The organism is Salininema proteolyticum, from assembly GCF_042685645.1.
Classification (GTDB): domain Bacteria; phylum Actinomycetota; class Actinomycetes; order Mycobacteriales; family Micromonosporaceae; genus Salininema; species Salininema proteolyticum.
Genome location: NZ_JBHUNX010000001.1, coordinates 2,801,150 through 2,816,205, shown reverse-complemented (window position 1 = coordinate 2,816,205; position 15,056 = coordinate 2,801,150). Strand labels below are relative to the sequence as shown.

Here is a 15,056-nt window from a genome sequence, read left to right as displayed (position 1 = left end):
CTTGTCCGTTCGGCGAGGGTAAGGGCGCTATCGGTGTTTTAATGTCGGAGTGCGCACAACACAACGCTCTGTCATAGCCCTGGTGTTGCTCCTGATGGCGGCGCTGCTGCCGGCCATGCCCGCGCAGGCGCAGGCCGGGAGCGCGGACATGGAGGTGACCTCCCAGCCGATCTCCGGGGCGCCGGGACAGACGGTCCGGGCGAAGGTCGGCATGCACAACCTGGGGCCCGACGGGTTCCTCGAACCGACCTTGTCGATCACCGCCCAGGGCCCGATCACGTTTCAGAGCGTCGAGCTGGTGGGGATGACGGGAGAGGCGTTCACCTGCAGCGTTCAGCTCTATTTCATCCAGTGCGACACGCCGCCGGGGTACTCTTGGCCGGCTGACGGAACCGGATACGTCATCGTCACCGGCACGCTCTCCGGCTCCAGCGGCCAGTCGGGCCAGATCTGCGGCAACGCGATCGACTCGCACCAGCAGGACACCTACAACCCCAACAATTACTCTTGCGCCGACGTCGTCGTCACCGACAAGGTGGCCGACCTGGCCGTGGTGACCACGGACGACCAGCACTCCTACCGCACGCCCACGACGGCCGGCGCCACCGTCGACCTCCCCTTCAAGGTCGTCAACAACGGGCCGGACGCGGCGGGCGTCCCTCAGGTCAACTTCTTCCCGCCCGAGGGGTACACGATCACCGCCATCACCCCTCCCGCCGGCTGGACCTGCGATCAGGAGCTGTACTCGTGCACCGGATCGCCCGGCTCGCTCGCCGCGGGCGACACCGCCGAGTTCACAGTGACGGGAACCGTCCCCGACAACGCCCAGCCGGGCGACGAGTTCCCCGTCCGCGCCGAGGTCTCCGTCGGCGGCGACTCCGCCGACACGAATCCCGACAACGACGTCGCGGTCAACACCCTGTACATCAGCGACGAAGAACCGCCGGTCATCGCGGTGGACAAACGGGCCCCGGCGACGGTAGAGCCGGGCGCCGACCTGACGTACACGGTCACCGTTTCCAACGACGGCGCCGGCGACGCGCCGGGAGTGTCCTTCACCGACACCGTCCCCGCGTCGCTGAGCGGCGTCACCTGGACCTGCGGAGAGGAGACGGGCGGGGCCGCCTGCTCCGAACCGTCGGGGAGCGGCAACGACATAGCCACCGCCGTCGACCTTCCCGCCGGTTCGAGCGTCACCTTCACCATCACTGGAACGGTGGCCGATGACGCGGGCGGCACGACGATCACCAACACCGCCAAGGCCACCGACCGCGACGGAGCGACGGCGGAGGACTCCGCCGACACGGACGTCCCGGTCGCCAACGACATCGCCCTCACCGGCTTCACCGAGGAGATCACCCCCGGCGAGTCGATACGGGTGACCGCTACCGTGACCAACAACGGCCCGTCGGACCTGGCCGGAGTCGCGACTGTCACTCTCCCCGCGCCCAACGGCATCACGTACTCCGACCCGCCCGACGGCTGCGCGTTGCAGGACGACGGTTCCCTCCAATGCGTCATCCCGGCCGCCCTGCTGCCCGAGGGCGGCAGCGTCGAGCTGACGTGGACGGCCACGGCCGACCCGGGCCTAGGCGCGGGCACGCGCGGCGAGGACGGGGACGTGGTCGCTTCGGACGACCCCGACGAGTCGAACAACGCCGACCGCCTCGAGTTCATCGTCGAGGCACCCTCGGCGGACCTCTCCATCGACAAGCGGCCCGCGTCGACCGACCCGGTCGCCCCGGGCGAGACGTTCGAGTACGTCCTCGCCGTCGCCAATGGCGGACCGTCGACCGCGACGGACGTGGCGGTCACCGACACCCTGCCGGAACAGCTGTCCTTCGTGTCCTCCGGCGACGGGTGCACCGCCGCCGGACAGGACGTCACCTGTCCCGCCCTGGCCACGCTCGAACCGGGCGGCAGCGCCTCCTTCACCATCACGGTGAAACTGGACCCCGCCTACACCGGCGACGGCAGCGACATCGTGAACACCGGGACGGTCGCCGGCTCGACCGACGACCCCGACGAGTCGAACAACACCGACACCGACTCCCCGTCCGTGGGCGATCCGGAGGCCGACCTGGCCTTGGACAAGGCGGCTCTGTACACAAGCCCGCTGACCCCGGGCGGCACGGTGACCTACCAGATCAGGGTGACCAACAACGGGCCCTCTGCCGCACAGGGTTACACCGTCACCGACCAACTGCCCGACGGAGTCGCCTTCGTATCCTCCATCTCCGGCTGCGCCGCCTCCGGCCGGACGGTCACCTGCGACTCCGCGGACACTCTCGAACCAGGTGACTCGGTCCTGCTGCGCTATCGCGCCCAGGTCGACCCCGCCTACACCGGCGACGGCTCCGACCTGGTCAACAACGCGGCCGTCACCTCGACGACCGACGACCCCGACGAGTCCAACAACAGCGACGGCACCGACCTCGACGTCGGCTCCCCGGAAGCCGACGTGGCGATCGCCAAGACCGGACCCTCCACACCGGTCAGCCCGGGAGACACCTTCGACTACCGGGTCACCGTCACCAACAACGGCCCCTCCGACGCCGAGGGGGTCACCGTCACCGACACCCTGCCCGCGGAGACGGCCTTCCAGTCCGGCGACGGCTGCACCGAGTCCGGCGGCACCGTCACCTGCGGGCCGATCGACACCCTGGCACCGGGCGAGACCCGCACCTACACCATCACGGTGCGTCTGGACTCCGGATACGTCGGCGACGGCTCCGACCTGGCCAACAGGGCGCACGCGGAAGCGGCGACCGACGACCCCGACCTCTCCAACAACGACGTGGAGATCGCCGGCCCCGTCGTCGGCCCCGCCACGGCCGACCTGGCCGTCACGAAGGAGGTCGAAGGGGATCCCGTCATCAGCCCCGGCGAGACCTACACCTACAAGGTGACCGCCGTGAACAACGGCCCGTCCACGGCGATCAACCCCCAGGCCGTCGACACCGTGGACGACGACCTGGAGATCGTCGACCACCCCGACTACTGCCGCGTCTCGGGACAGGTCATCACCTGCAAGCCGCCTCCGACCGGCGGCAAGGTCCTCGAACCCGGTGAGACTGTGGAAGCGACGATCACCGTGCGGCTCAAAAGCTCCTACACCGGCGACGGCTCGGACCTGACCAACGCGGTCACGGTCTCGGCCGACACCGCCGACCCGGACGAGTCGAACAACACGGCCACCGTGACCGGCGACGTCACCGTGGAAGACCCCGAAGCGGACCTGGCGATCACCAAGGCGGTCAGCCCGGACGAGCCGGTCGTCCCGGGCACGGCCTTCACGTACACCTTCACCGTCGTCAACGACGGGCCCTCGGACGCCGCCGACGCGACCGTCACCGACACCCTGCCGGAGGGCGTCGTCTACCGGGGCTCCGTCGACGGCGAATGCTCCGCCGGACCGGGCGGCCGCGAGGTCACCTGCTCCTCCGGGGCGCTCGCGGCGGGGGACTCGCACACCTTCACCGTCACCGTGCTCCTGTCCCCCGACTACACGGGCGACGGTTCGGACCTGCCCAACACGGCCACCGTCTCGTCCACGACCGACGACCCGGACGAGTCGAACAACACCTCGACGGCCGTCACGCCGACGATCGCCGACCCGGTCTCGGACGTGTCGGTGCGCAAGCGGATCGGAGACCGGCGAGAAGTCCGCCCCGGCACCGAGTTCACCTACCACCTCTTCGTCGCCAACGACGGCCCGTCGTCCACCACCGGGTTCACCCTGGTGGACACGCTGCCCGACGCGGTGTCCTTCGTGTCCGCCACCGACCCGTCGTGCACGGCCTCCGGACAGACCGTCACCTGCGACCTCGGCGACTTCCCCGTGGGAGCCAAGCGCATCGGCATCACCGTCCGCCTGGACGACCAGTACACCGGCGACGGCTCGGACCTCGTCAACACGGTCGTCGTCTCCTCGGACAACGACGACCCGGACGAGTCGAACAACACCGACGACGCGACCGGCCCCGACGTCCTGGAGCCCGAGGCGGACCTGGAGATGTCCAAGGAGATCCGGGAGGCGTCGGCCGCACCGGGAGAGACCTTCACCTACACGCTGAAGGTGACGAACCACGGGCCCTCGGCGGCTGTCGACACGACAGCCGTGGACACACTGCCCGACCGAGCCGAGTTCGTGTCCTCGCCAGACTGCACGGCTTCCGGACAGACCGTCACGTGCGGGCCGGAGGCGGTCCTCGAACCGGGATCCGAGGCCCGATACGAGATCACCGTCCGCCTCGACCCCGCCTACCGGGGCGACGGCACGGACCTCGTCAACACGGCCACCGCGTCGTCCTCCACCGACGACCCCGACGAATCGAACGACACCGACACCGCCACCGGTCCGTCCATCGACGAGCCGCGCGCGGACGTCGCGATCGAGAAGACGGGACCGGCCACCGCCGTGGCGGGCGAGAACGTCGAGTACACGCTGACGGTCGTGAACCACGGACCGTCCACCGCCACCGACGTCACGATCATCGACGCGCTGCCGGAGAACACCGAACTCGCCGGCTCGGACGCCGACTGCACGGCCACGGCGGAACGGGTGGTGCGCTGCGACATCGGCGACCTCGCCGTCGGAGAGACCAAGACGGTGACCCTGACGGTGAACGTCCACGGGACCGTCCCCGACGGAGTCGCCCTCCGGAACACGTCCGCGGTCACCGCCGCGGAGGACGACCCGGACCCCGCGAACAACGAGTCGGACACCGTGGTCGAGGTGGCGTCCAACGCCGACCTCGCGGTGTCCAAGCGGGCGAGGCCACAACCGGTCCGCCCCGGCGACGAGTTCGAGTACGTCGTCACCGTGGTGAACAACGGCCCCTCGTCGGCGATGTCGGTGGAGGTGACCGACGAACTGCCGGACGTCGTGGAGTTCGTCTCCTCGGCCTCGGGCTGCACCGCTGACGGACGGGCGGTCATGTGCCCGGAGATCGCCTCGCTCGACGAGGGAGAGAGCAGGGAGTACGTCCTCACCGTGCGGCTGGACGAGAACTACACCGGCGACGGTTCCGACATCCTCAACACGGCCACCGGAACCACGCATTCGCAGGACCCCGACGAGTCGAACAACAGCGACACGATCGACCTGGCGGTGACACCGCCCCCGTCGCCCTCTCCCTCGCCGACCGAACCGGTGGACCCCACCGAGCCTCCCTCGCCGGAGCCCACGGACACGCCCGAACCCGGCCCGCTCCCGGTGTCCGGCACGGACCTCGCCGGAGTCCTGGGCGCGGCCCTGCTGTCGCTCGCGCTCGGGGCCGTCCTGCTCGGCGCCGCACGGCTCGCGGCGAAACGGAGGACGGACTGACGCCGCGCGAGGACTATCATTGTCCCGCAACCTAAAACAATGAAGGAGGCAGGCGCATGCGCGTTGTCATCGCCGGAGGGCACGGAAAGATCGCGCGGGAACTCGAAGGGCTCCTCTCCGCCAGGGGAGACTCGGTGGCGGGCATCGTCCGCAACCCCGACCACGCCGCCGACCTCGCGGAGCGGGGCGCCGAGACGATCGTGAAGGACCTGGAGGACACGACCCCCGCCGCGCTCGCCTCCGACCTGGAGGGGGCGGACGCGGTCGTGTTCGCCGCCGGCGCGGGGCCGGGCAGCGGCGTGGAGCGAAAGTTCACCGTGGACCGCGACGCGGCGATCCTGCTGGCCGACGCCGCCGAGCGCGCGGGCGTCGAGCGGTACGTGCTCGTGTCGGTTCTGGGCAAGTACGCCTACACCGCCGAACAACTGGCCGACCCGGTCTACGGCCCCTATATGGACGCCAAGATGGAGGCCGAGGAGGACGTCCGGCCCCGGCCCGGCCTCAAGACGACGATCGTCCGGCCCGGCAGGCTCACCGACGACCCCGCGACCGGTCGAGTGAGGATCTCCGACCGGACCGGGCGCGACAGCGTCACGCGCGCCGACGTGGCCGGAGTCGTTCTGGCGGTTCTGGACACGCCCGGGACCATCGGCCAGACCTTCGAGGTCGTCGGCGGAGAGACGCCGGTAACCGAGGCTGTCGCCGAACGGGCCTAGGGTCCGGTGGCCCGGGTTAAGCTGATCCCGTGAACGAACCCATGCTGAAACGCCTGTCCGACCTCGACGAGGAGGCCCTCTTCGCGGCCTACGCCCCGCCTCGCAACCCTTGGCTGCGAGTGAACTTCGTGTCATCGGCGGACGGGGCGGCCACGGTCGACGGGCTCAGCGGGGGCCTGTCCGGCCACGAGGACAAGCGCGTGTTCAAGATGCTGCGCGCCCGCTGCGACGTGCTGCTGACCGGGATGGGAACGGTGGAGGCCGAGGCCTACGGGGCGCTCCTGCTCAGCCCCGAGCGGCGCCAGTGGCGGCTCGACCAGGGGCTTCCGGAGTTCCCCGTCATGGCCGTCGCCTCCAACTCCGCGCGCCTGGACCCCCACTCGAGCCTCATCCGGGACGCCCCGCGCAAGCCCGTCCTCGTCTGCGCCGCCGACGCCCCCGCCGAGAGGATCGCCGCCCTGCGGAACGTCGTCGACGTCATCGCCGTCGGCGAGGGATCCATCGACTATCCCGCGGCCGTGGAGGGCCTGCACGAACTCGGCCACCTGCAGGTGCTCTCCGAAGGCGGCCCGCACGTCTTCGGCGAGCTGCTGAGGGCCGGCCTGGTGGACGAACTGGACGTCACCTACTCGCCGCTGCTGGTCGGCTCGGGGCCGACGAGGATCGCGGGCGGACCGGAGGGGCTGGAGAAGACCCAGGAGATGACCTTGGCGCACGCGCTCGAAGCGGGCGGCAACCTCATCGCCCGCTACGTACGGGCCTGAGGCCGCGCAACGGCACCCGGACCGCGCCTCTCTCCCATCACCCGCTGTGCGCGGAACTGAGGCCGGCCGGAAAACCGGAGGCGGTCCGGGGCGGACTCGATTAGGCTGACGCCATGAACGACAACTCCCGGACCTCCCCGTTCCTGCCCAAACCGACCCTGAAGGGCGCGCTGACGACCCTCGAGCCGGCGACGCTCGACCACCTCCCCGACCTGGCCGAGGCCGTCTCCGACCCCGAAGTCGACCGCCTGACCGGCACGCACGCCACCTTCACCACGGGCCAGCTCGAGAAATGGTACGGCTCCCGCGCCGACCAGGACGACCGCGCCGACTTCGCCATCGTCGACAACGAGACCGGCCGCGCCGTCGGCGAGACCGTCCTCAACGGCTGGGACGAGGACAACCGCAGCGCCTCGTTCCGGACCTTCATCGGCGCGAAGGGGCGCGGCCGCGGGCTCGGAACCGAGGCGACGGCCCTCACCGTCGACTACGGCTTCCGCACGATCGGCCTCAACCGGATCGGCCTGGAGGTCTACGCCTTCAACCCCCGCGCGATCCACGTCTACGAGAAGGTCGGTTTCGTCCGCGAGGGCGTCCTGCGCCAGGCCCTCCGGTGGGAGGGCGAGTGGGTCGACGCGATCGTCATGTCCGTCCTCTCCGAAGCCTGGACGGCCCGGGTCACCGACATGGGTTCCTGACGGGCCGGAGAGCGGCGGAGAGGGCCCTATCTGGACGAATACTGGCCCATTCGGCCCCTCCGCGGGTCCGGTGATCTCTAGAATCACGACATGCGACCCGACCCGAGGCGGACCGGACGGCACCGTCGGCAGGACACCTGGCGGTTCCCCACCACCCGCCAGGGCCATGCGGGCGCGCCCTACACGAGCACGCCGCGCCGCTACGAGGACGGCGACGACGTCTGGACGAACCTCAGCCACGGCGCCGGGCCCCTGATCGGACTGCGGATCCTGCCGCTGGCGATCATGGCGCTCGTCGTGACCGTCAACCTCCTCTTCGCCCCCGAGGTCGAGGTGCGCTACTACATGTTGGCGGCCCCGCTGCTGATGGCGCTGGTCAACGGGCCGATCGTGACGCTCGCGGTCTCGGCCGCCGTCCTGGCCGTCTACGTGGCGGGGGAGGACTGCCCCGTCTCCGACTGCGAGTACGGCGGGACCTTCTGGGCGCGGGTGGCGAGCCTCGGAGGGCTGTTCCTCCTCGCCACCGGCATCACCTGGCTGCGCGGGCGCGTGCGGCGCCGCTACGAGAGCATCACGGCCGTCGCGGAGAAGACCCAGGAGGCCATCGTCCCCGAGGCGCCCGACCGGGTGGGCCCCTTCGCGATCGCCTCGGTCCTGCGCACGCCCGAGGGCTACGCGAACCTGGTGGGCGGCGACTTCTTTGCCGTCGAGCCCTACGGGCGCGGCATCCGGCTCATCCTCGGGGACGTCAAGGGACACGACCTGGCGACCATCCAGCTGACGAACATCCTCATGGGGGCCTTCCGCGAGCGCGCCATGGAGGAGTCCGACGTCACCGAGGTCGCCCGGCGCCTGCACGAGCGCCTGTCGGTCTTCAACGGCTCCGTGGAGCCCTTCGAGGAGTACTTCGCGACGGCGGTCGTCGCCGAGTTCGATCCCGACGCCGAGTCGGTGACGCTGGTCAACTGCGGCCATCCGCCGCCGGTGTTCGTCGGGCGGGAGGCGGACCTGGTGGAGGTCCGGCCGCTGCCCCCGTTGGGCGTGGAGCACGGGGAGAGCTTCTGCGGGAGGGCGCTGCGGCTGCCCTTCCGGCGCGGGGACATGGTCCACTTCTACAGCGACGGGATGTCCGAGGCGCGCAACCACGGCGGGGAGGTCTACCCGATGGTGGGGCTCATGAACGAGTATCTGGCGCGGGGGCTGGTGCGGGAGCCGGAGCCGCTGATCTGGTTCCTGCGCGACCAGTTCTACTCGCACGGGTTCGTCATCGCCGACGACATGTCCAGCCTGACCATCGGGTACGGGAACGACGAGGAAGAGGACTCCCAGTGAGGCGGGGCCGGCGGCGCGGTGTCGGGTTCGGCGGGGGACGTGCCGGACCGGGCCCGTGTCGGCGGGGCCGGTCCGGCGTCGCCGTCAGGCGGTCGGTTCCTCCATGCGGTGGAACCAGTCGGTGGGTAGCTGCCCGAGGATGACGGACAACCAGTAGATCTGCGAGGCGGCCGTGCTCTCGGCCAGCCACCCGCGGTACTCGGTGCGACCCATGCTCACGCGCGAGAGCGTCATGACGTGCTGGTCGGTTCGCGTGTCGTGCACGTCTATCGTCTCGTCCTGGAAGGTATAGCGGAAGTCCACGTTAGAGTCCCCTTGTCATTGCGTTCCAACAACACCAGGATCAAGGTAGACCGGCGGGGCCTGGAAGACAAGGGTTTCGGGAGGGGCGTCCGGGCTTTGTCCCGTCGGGACGGACGCGATCCCGGACATTCCGCGCGAATCGCCGGTCGGCGTCCAGCCGTATCGCCCGCCTGAGGGAGTTCACGCTCCCGGGCCAGTGGACGGGGAAATTGAGGGTTTCCCCATCGGCCGGACTCGTATAGGTTCTCACGATGGACCGAGCCGGAAAATCCTCCCCGCCTCGACCGCGCTCTCACGGCAGACCGAGCCTGATACGAAGGGCCGGTGCCGCGTCGGTTGTCGCCACCATTGCCGCTACGGCCTTTGCCCCCGTCGTTCTGGCGGCTACCGGTGGATCCGCGATCGCCGTTGCGGCGGGTGCGACCGCAGGTGGCCTCGGAGTCAACCAGTTGACCTCTCTCCTGGAACGCGCGGTGAGCCGACTCCGCAACGGCAAGGTCCGACCGACGGAGGAAAAGGTCGACCGGACGCTGGAGCGGCTATTCAGAGAGGGCCTGGAGGAGGTCGGTGCCGACTCGGAGAAGCTCCGCGACGAGATCATCGCGGAGCTCCAGCTGAGGACCGAGGACTTCGAGCGGGCGGCTCGACGGCACTCCGCCGAGTTCGCCGACCTCGCCGAGGCGCTCGGGATACTGGGCTCCGACCTCCACGAAGGCATCGCCGACATCGACCGACGCACCAGGCGGATCGAGTCCGGACAGGAACGGAGGTTCCACGACCTCTCGGCGCAAATCGCATCGATCGAGCGGCGCCTGGAGGAAACGGACGAGGTGCCCCGCACTTCGGCCCGAGACATCGCGCCCTCTCACCTTCAAGCCGAGTCCGTCAGCGCCGGGCCCGTGGAATGGGCCGGCGGGGACCTGGTCCGAATCAACGGCACGGAATACATGCTCTTGGCCGAGCAGTGTGAGGTCCGGCCCTACCGCGACGGATCGGGTCGGGAGAAGCTCGCTCTGGCGACTTGCGTGACGGCACCTCCGAACACCCGGGCGGACTTCGTGTGGATACACCGTGTCGAAAGGCTCGGCCGTTCGGCGGTCCACGACACGGTGGTGGAAGGGCTCCGCCGCCGGTACCGCCTGCTTCGCCGCCATGCCCAGAACCGAGTCGTCCCCGATTACGTCGACGGCGCAGCCGATGAGAACGGTGCGACCCTCGTTTTGGCGTGGCCGACCGATGACGGCGGTGGGCCGGCTACCACCCTTGAACGGCGCTGGACCGAGGTGCTGCCCGCGTGGAACCCGGCCGAGGCACGTCACTGGCTCTCCAGGCTCGGCGATCTGGCCTCGGGGATGGCCGACATCCATAAAACCGGAGACGCTTCCGAAGGCCTTGCGCCCAGTCGCATAACGGTGGGTCGGAGAGACCGTTTCCTGTTGCGGGACGTCGGCCCTTCCCTATGGACGAAACCCCGATCCCAGGTTGACGGCCGACCGGTCGACGTCCTCGCGATCTGCCGGACGGCGGCGGCCATCGCGTCAGGATCCGGCTTCGACTCCCCGGCCCGACCTCCGCTGGCCGTCCGGCAGGCTGTCGCGAACAGGACGTCGATCGCCGCTTGGGAAGAGGGCCTGGGGCCCGACGCCACTTCGCGACCCTCGATGAAGGAGGTGGCCGAGTCATTGCGCCGCCTGTGAGAAAGGAACAGCCCGTGGTCGAATCCTCCACCCGCTCCCTGCGGCTCCCGTATCCCCTGGTCGTCTTGGAGAGCGGCGCCTTCCGTCGGAAAATCGCGGAGGTTCGCGGACGCAGGCCCGAGATCCCCGGTAATCCGGCGGAGTTGGTGGAGGACCTCCAGCAGGGCCTGAGGGCAGAGGGGCTCGCAGTCCGTCTCTCACGGAACGCGGAGTCCGTTTTCGCGATCTTGTACACATCGGATTACAAGGTGGGACTGTACCCGACGAAGTTCGAGGACGCTTACCGCTTGGGGTGGATCGGATTGGTGTCGACCAACGACCGTATGGACGTGGCCGGGCGGCGTCTTCACCTGCGAACCGGAGGTCTCCGCCTCTGCGAGCGCCCCACGGACATACCGCCGAATTCCAAGAGCGGTTGGGAAGAACTTCAGAAGAACTGGGATCGGACCTCCGAACCCCGCCCTCGAACCGGAGACGACGGGTGGCCGACCCGGAGCCAGCTCGGCTTCCTCGACGGAGTCGAGAAGGTCGTCGACAAGGAACGAGACCTGGGGAAGTCGGCCCTGCAGTCGCCGTGCCAGTACAAGTCGGTCGAATCGACCGGGGAACGGCGTACCGGCGGCGAATCGGTCTACCTGTTCACGTTGCTGCAGATCGGCGAACTCAAGGAGGGAGACCTCGTCGAAGTCTACTCCCGGCCTCCCCGCCGCGGAAGGGTCGAGCGGATCCGCGGCCGGCGGGCCACGGTCGCGTTCGAGGGAACGGTCGATCTGGAAGAGTTGCCACCGCACGGGCGCATCGGCATCCGCGAGTCGTCGACCGTCTATTGGAAGAAGAAGGAAGCGCTGAAAACTCTGCGCGACGGCGCCTCGAAACACCCGAACCTCCTGAGCGCCGTCGCCGACGGTGAAGCTCCGCCGGCTCTGCGATCCGAGGTGAAGCCGGCCGCGGACCTCGACGGAGACCAGCTCGACGCTTTTCAAACGGCGCTGCACACGCCGATCCACCTGGTACAGGGGCCTCCGGGCACTGGAAAGACGACCACTATAAAGCAGATCGCGCGTACCAACGCGTTGACGTACGACCGCCGGGTGCTCATCACCGCGCACACCAATCGAGCGGTGGACAACATTATCGCCGACATGCCCGTCGAATTGGAAATCGTGAGGGTGGGGTCGCAGGTCAACGAGGATGCGAGGCCGTACCACCTGTCGGTACGCGCTCGGGAACTGGTCGAGCAGTCCAAGGCCAAGGTCTCCTCCGACCTGGATCGCTACAGGGCGCTCGACGAGGCCGCGGGCCTCGCCGACAGGTTGAGGGAGGATCTCGCCTCGCTGGGCGTCGCCGAACGTGCCGGACGCGACGCCGTGTCAGTCCATGAACGCCTTCGTGGCGAGGTACTCGGTCCCCTTCTCGCCGCCCTCGATACGGCTCGCCAATCCGGAGCAGTCGCTGAAACGGCGGAGAAGAAAGCGGCCAAACGCCGAGCGGCGTGGGACGGATGGTGCCACCGGTTCGAGAACCTGCGCGCCGGCTGGTTCGGATTCCTCTTCATCCTGGTGTTGAAGCTTATCCGACCAAGGTGTGACAAGGCCGAGAGGAACTGGCGCCTCGCCCTGGCCGAGGTGGAAAGTGCCGCTGCCTGTACCCGGCGATTGGAGTCCGATTGCGAACAGTGCGAACGCTCTGACCCCCGGCTCAGGAAGTCCGCTGAGGCGGTGAGCCACGCGGAGAAGGCAGTCGGCGAACTCGTCGCCGCCGTCGAAGACGTCGCCGAGCACACGGCCGAGTGCATTAGGTCCCTCCCCGACCCACTGGTCGGCGAACTGTCATTCACAGCCACCGGCGACCATGCGAGTTGCCGGAGATCGGTCGAAGCGCTTCTGGACCGGTTCGGCGCCTGGGAGCCTCTGCTTTCTCAGCGACGTGCCCTCTTGGGCGAATGGCGTTCACAGATCGAACCCGACTCCGCGAAGATTCAGGTCGAGCTGGTCCGGTATGCGCATGTCGTCGGCGCGACCTGCATCGGCGCGGCCACCGCACCGGCTCTGGAAGGGCTGGATTTCGATGTGGCGATCATGGACGAGGCGGGTCAGGTCAGTCTCCCGATCGCCTTCGTCCCACTTGTCAAGGCCGAGCAGGCGATCTTGGTCGGAGACCACATGCAATTGCCGCCTTTCGCGGACCGGGGCCTCCTCGACTGGGCCCGGAAGGAGGGAAGGGAGACCCTCGGCCTAGTGGAGAAGAGCGCCTTGGAGTTGCTGGTGAGCTCCCTGGACCCGCAGCTCTGCACCATGCTCCGAACCCAGCGCCGTATGCCGCCTGCCGTCGGTTCGTTCATCTCCGACAGTTTCTACCAGGGGAGGTTGCGGACGGAATACCATGGTGACCACCGAGATCCCCTGTTCAGCAAGGCACTCAACTTCATAGACACGTCGGGTCTCTCGACGGGGCGCCGATTCGAGCGGCCGGCCGCCGGAGGAGGGTGGGTGAACGAGGCGGAAGCGGACGTCCTGGAAGAGCTGATCGCTTACTACCACCGCTTCGAGGGGCGCCTGACCTGGGCGGCGATCACCGCGTACCGCGGCCAGCAGAAGGTCTTGCGAGACAGGCTCTACCGGCGGATCGGCGACACCGACCTGGTCGATCTGAACGTCGGCACGGTCGACTCCTTCCAAGGCGGGGAGCGGGACGTGATCTTCTACAGCTTCACCAGGAGCAACAGGGAGAACAGGGTCGGTTTCCTCAAGGAGTTGAGGCGCGCCAACGTAGCCCTTACCCGCGTGCAGAAGCGCCTAGTCCTGACGGGTGACCGCAGAGCGTTGGAGAACGCCGCCGACCCGGGGTTCCAGAGGTTGGCACGGAGGCTGTTCACCCATACCGAGACCGAGGGCAGCGTACTCGCCCATACCGACGTCGTGCGCGAGCTGAGGAGTCGGAATGGCCGCTGAGTCCTTCGAGTACTTTCCCAATAAGAAACCTCAGGCGGTTCTGGACCACGCCGTCTTCAACCTCGGCATGTCCCCGGAGCGGCTGCTGGCCTTCTTCTTCCCGCTCTGGGAGGTCGAAGTGGAGGTAGAGGTCGACGCCGACGAGGAATGGGACCTGATCGACCGGTTTCTCATCCTCGGGGTGGGAAAGGGGCGCCTGTCCACGCCCGAAGAACTGGCCGCCTTCTACAGCCTGGACGAACCGCTCGTGCGCCAGGCGTTGGGCTTCCTCACCTCGATCGGACACCTTCGGGGGGAGGGGCGGGGATATGAGCTGACGGACCTGGGGTTGCAGAGCATGGAGGACGATCGGCGGCGACGAGCGCCCAAGACGGACCGCCGCCGCCTGTACTTCGAGGCCTATGCCTGTTCGCCGTTGAAGCAGGCCTACTATGATTCCCGCCAGGTCGCCATCCTCGAGCATGCGCAGCTCGCCGAAGTCAAGCGGGAGGTGGAGGACGGGCCGCGGCTAGCCGCTTGTGAGACGGTCGACGCCTTGTACGGCTTCGATGCGGAAGCGCTCTCTTCGCTGGAGAACAGGCCCGATCGCAAGGAGTACAACATACCGGCCGGCGTGGGGTCCATGAAGGCGGTGGGGTCGCCGCGAAAAGTCTTCCTGCCGGCTTACCTGGTCCGTGATAAAGGCGAGAGGGGCGGGCGCATCGCCTGCTACACCCGCGCGAAGCAGGGGCCCGCAGGATACGACGAGCAGTTGAGCGCGATGTTGGGACAGGTCGATGTCGTCCAGGTGCTGTTCCACAACCTCGCAGGGGCCTCCCCCGGAACCGCCACGGACGAGCGAATCCTCAAGTGGGCCGGCAAGAATGCCCTTCCCGGCGTCGAGGCCGGAGCCTCTTCCAACGGAGTTCCGAGAGCGATACTGACGCCCGAGGCGGCCGAGTCGGTGCCGATGGTCGGGGACTTCGTCCTGGGCGGTGGAATGTACTTCCAGGTCTGGTGCGAGGACGAGCAGGTGCGCGTCGATTCGCTGCTGCGGCGTGCTTCGCGCTACTTCGCCGCTGGGGCGACCGCCGGTCCCGACCGGCTCTCGGCCTGGTTGCGAACCCTGCTGAAGCGACTCGAGTTCGAGTCCTGGGACTATGAGAGGGTGGCGTCCGTGGCAGAGAACGCCGGGGAAGGGGATTTCGCGGCCGAGTTGAGGAGGTGCTTCCGAGACGCTCCGTTCTGACGACTTCCGTACATGACCGACGTCATGTGGTTCGCGGG

Annotated in this window: 9 protein-coding genes; 8 read left to right on the top strand and 1 reads right to left on the bottom strand. The window is 68.5% G+C overall.

Going from position 1 to position 15,056, the window contains the following annotated elements; all coding sequences use genetic code 11:
• Positions 1-49 precede the first annotated feature (49 nt).
• From ACFTE1_RS13025 to ACFTE1_RS13005, 5 genes are all read left to right on the top strand, one after another.
• A complete protein-coding gene (locus ACFTE1_RS13025; protein WP_380622609.1) occupies positions 50-5,329 on the top strand; it encodes an NEW3 domain-containing protein in 5,280 nt (1,759 codons plus the stop codon).
• 56 nt (positions 5,330-5,385) lie between these two features.
• Positions 5,386-6,045 carry an SDR family oxidoreductase gene (locus ACFTE1_RS13020; protein ID WP_380622610.1) on the top strand — a complete coding sequence of 220 codons (660 nt, stop codon included), beginning with the start codon at positions 5,386-5,388 and terminating at the stop codon, positions 6,043-6,045.
• A gap of 29 nt (positions 6,046-6,074) precedes the next feature.
• Positions 6,075-6,809, top strand: a complete 735-nt coding sequence (locus tag ACFTE1_RS13015; RefSeq protein ID WP_380622612.1) for a pyrimidine reductase family protein — start codon at positions 6,075-6,077, stop codon at positions 6,807-6,809.
• Between the two features lie 113 nt (positions 6,810-6,922).
• Positions 6,923-7,507 (top strand): GNAT family N-acetyltransferase, encoded by a 585-nt coding sequence (locus tag ACFTE1_RS13010; protein ID WP_380622614.1) that lies wholly within the window; start codon positions 6,923-6,925, stop codon positions 7,505-7,507.
• A 90-nt stretch (positions 7,508-7,597) separates the two neighbouring features.
• Positions 7,598-8,839, top strand: a complete 1,242-nt coding sequence (locus ACFTE1_RS13005; RefSeq protein WP_380622616.1) for a PP2C family protein-serine/threonine phosphatase — start codon at positions 7,598-7,600, stop codon at positions 8,837-8,839.
• 84 nt (positions 8,840-8,923) lie between these two features.
• Here ACFTE1_RS13005 and ACFTE1_RS13000 read toward each other — a convergent pair whose 3' ends face one another.
• Positions 8,924-9,142, bottom strand: coding sequence for a hypothetical protein (locus tag ACFTE1_RS13000; protein WP_380622618.1), 219 nt, complete (start codon positions 9,140-9,142; stop codon positions 8,924-8,926).
• Positions 9,143-9,591: 449 nt separating this feature from the next.
• On the opposite strand from ACFTE1_RS13000, the gene ACFTE1_RS12995 reads away from it, so the two are divergent.
• The 3 genes from ACFTE1_RS12995 to ACFTE1_RS12985 all read left to right on the top strand — a co-directional run bounded on the left by ACFTE1_RS12995 (position 9,592) and on the right by ACFTE1_RS12985 (position 15,018).
• Positions 9,592-10,839: a hypothetical protein gene (locus ACFTE1_RS12995; RefSeq protein ID WP_380762741.1), complete on the top strand. Its 1,248-nt coding sequence runs from the start codon at positions 9,592-9,594 to the stop codon at positions 10,837-10,839.
• Between the two features lie 248 nt (positions 10,840-11,087).
• Positions 11,088-13,790, top strand: coding sequence for a DEAD/DEAH box helicase (locus tag ACFTE1_RS12990; protein WP_380762739.1), 2,703 nt, complete (start codon positions 11,088-11,090; stop codon positions 13,788-13,790).
• A complete protein-coding gene (locus ACFTE1_RS12985; protein WP_380622622.1) occupies positions 13,780-15,018 on the top strand; it encodes a hypothetical protein in 1,239 nt (412 codons plus the stop codon). Before ACFTE1_RS12990 ends, ACFTE1_RS12985 begins: the two co-directional genes overlap by 11 nt.
• Positions 15,019-15,056 lie beyond the last annotated feature (38 nt).

Excerpts from the sequence above, each read along its gene's own strand:
- ACFTE1_RS13020 (WP_380622610.1), top strand. The coding sequence starts at position 5,386 with ATGCGCGTTGTCATCGCCGGAGGGCACGGAAAGATCGCGCGGGAACTC.
- ACFTE1_RS13010 (WP_380622614.1), top strand. The coding sequence starts at position 6,923 with ATGAACGACAACTCCCGGACCTCCCCGTTCCTGCCCAAACCGACCCTG.
- ACFTE1_RS13005 (WP_380622616.1), top strand. The coding sequence starts at position 7,598 with ATGCGACCCGACCCGAGGCGGACCGGACGGCACCGTCGGCAGGACACC.
- ACFTE1_RS12985 (WP_380622622.1), top strand. The coding sequence starts at position 13,780 with ATGGCCGCTGAGTCCTTCGAGTACTTTCCCAATAAGAAACCTCAGGCG.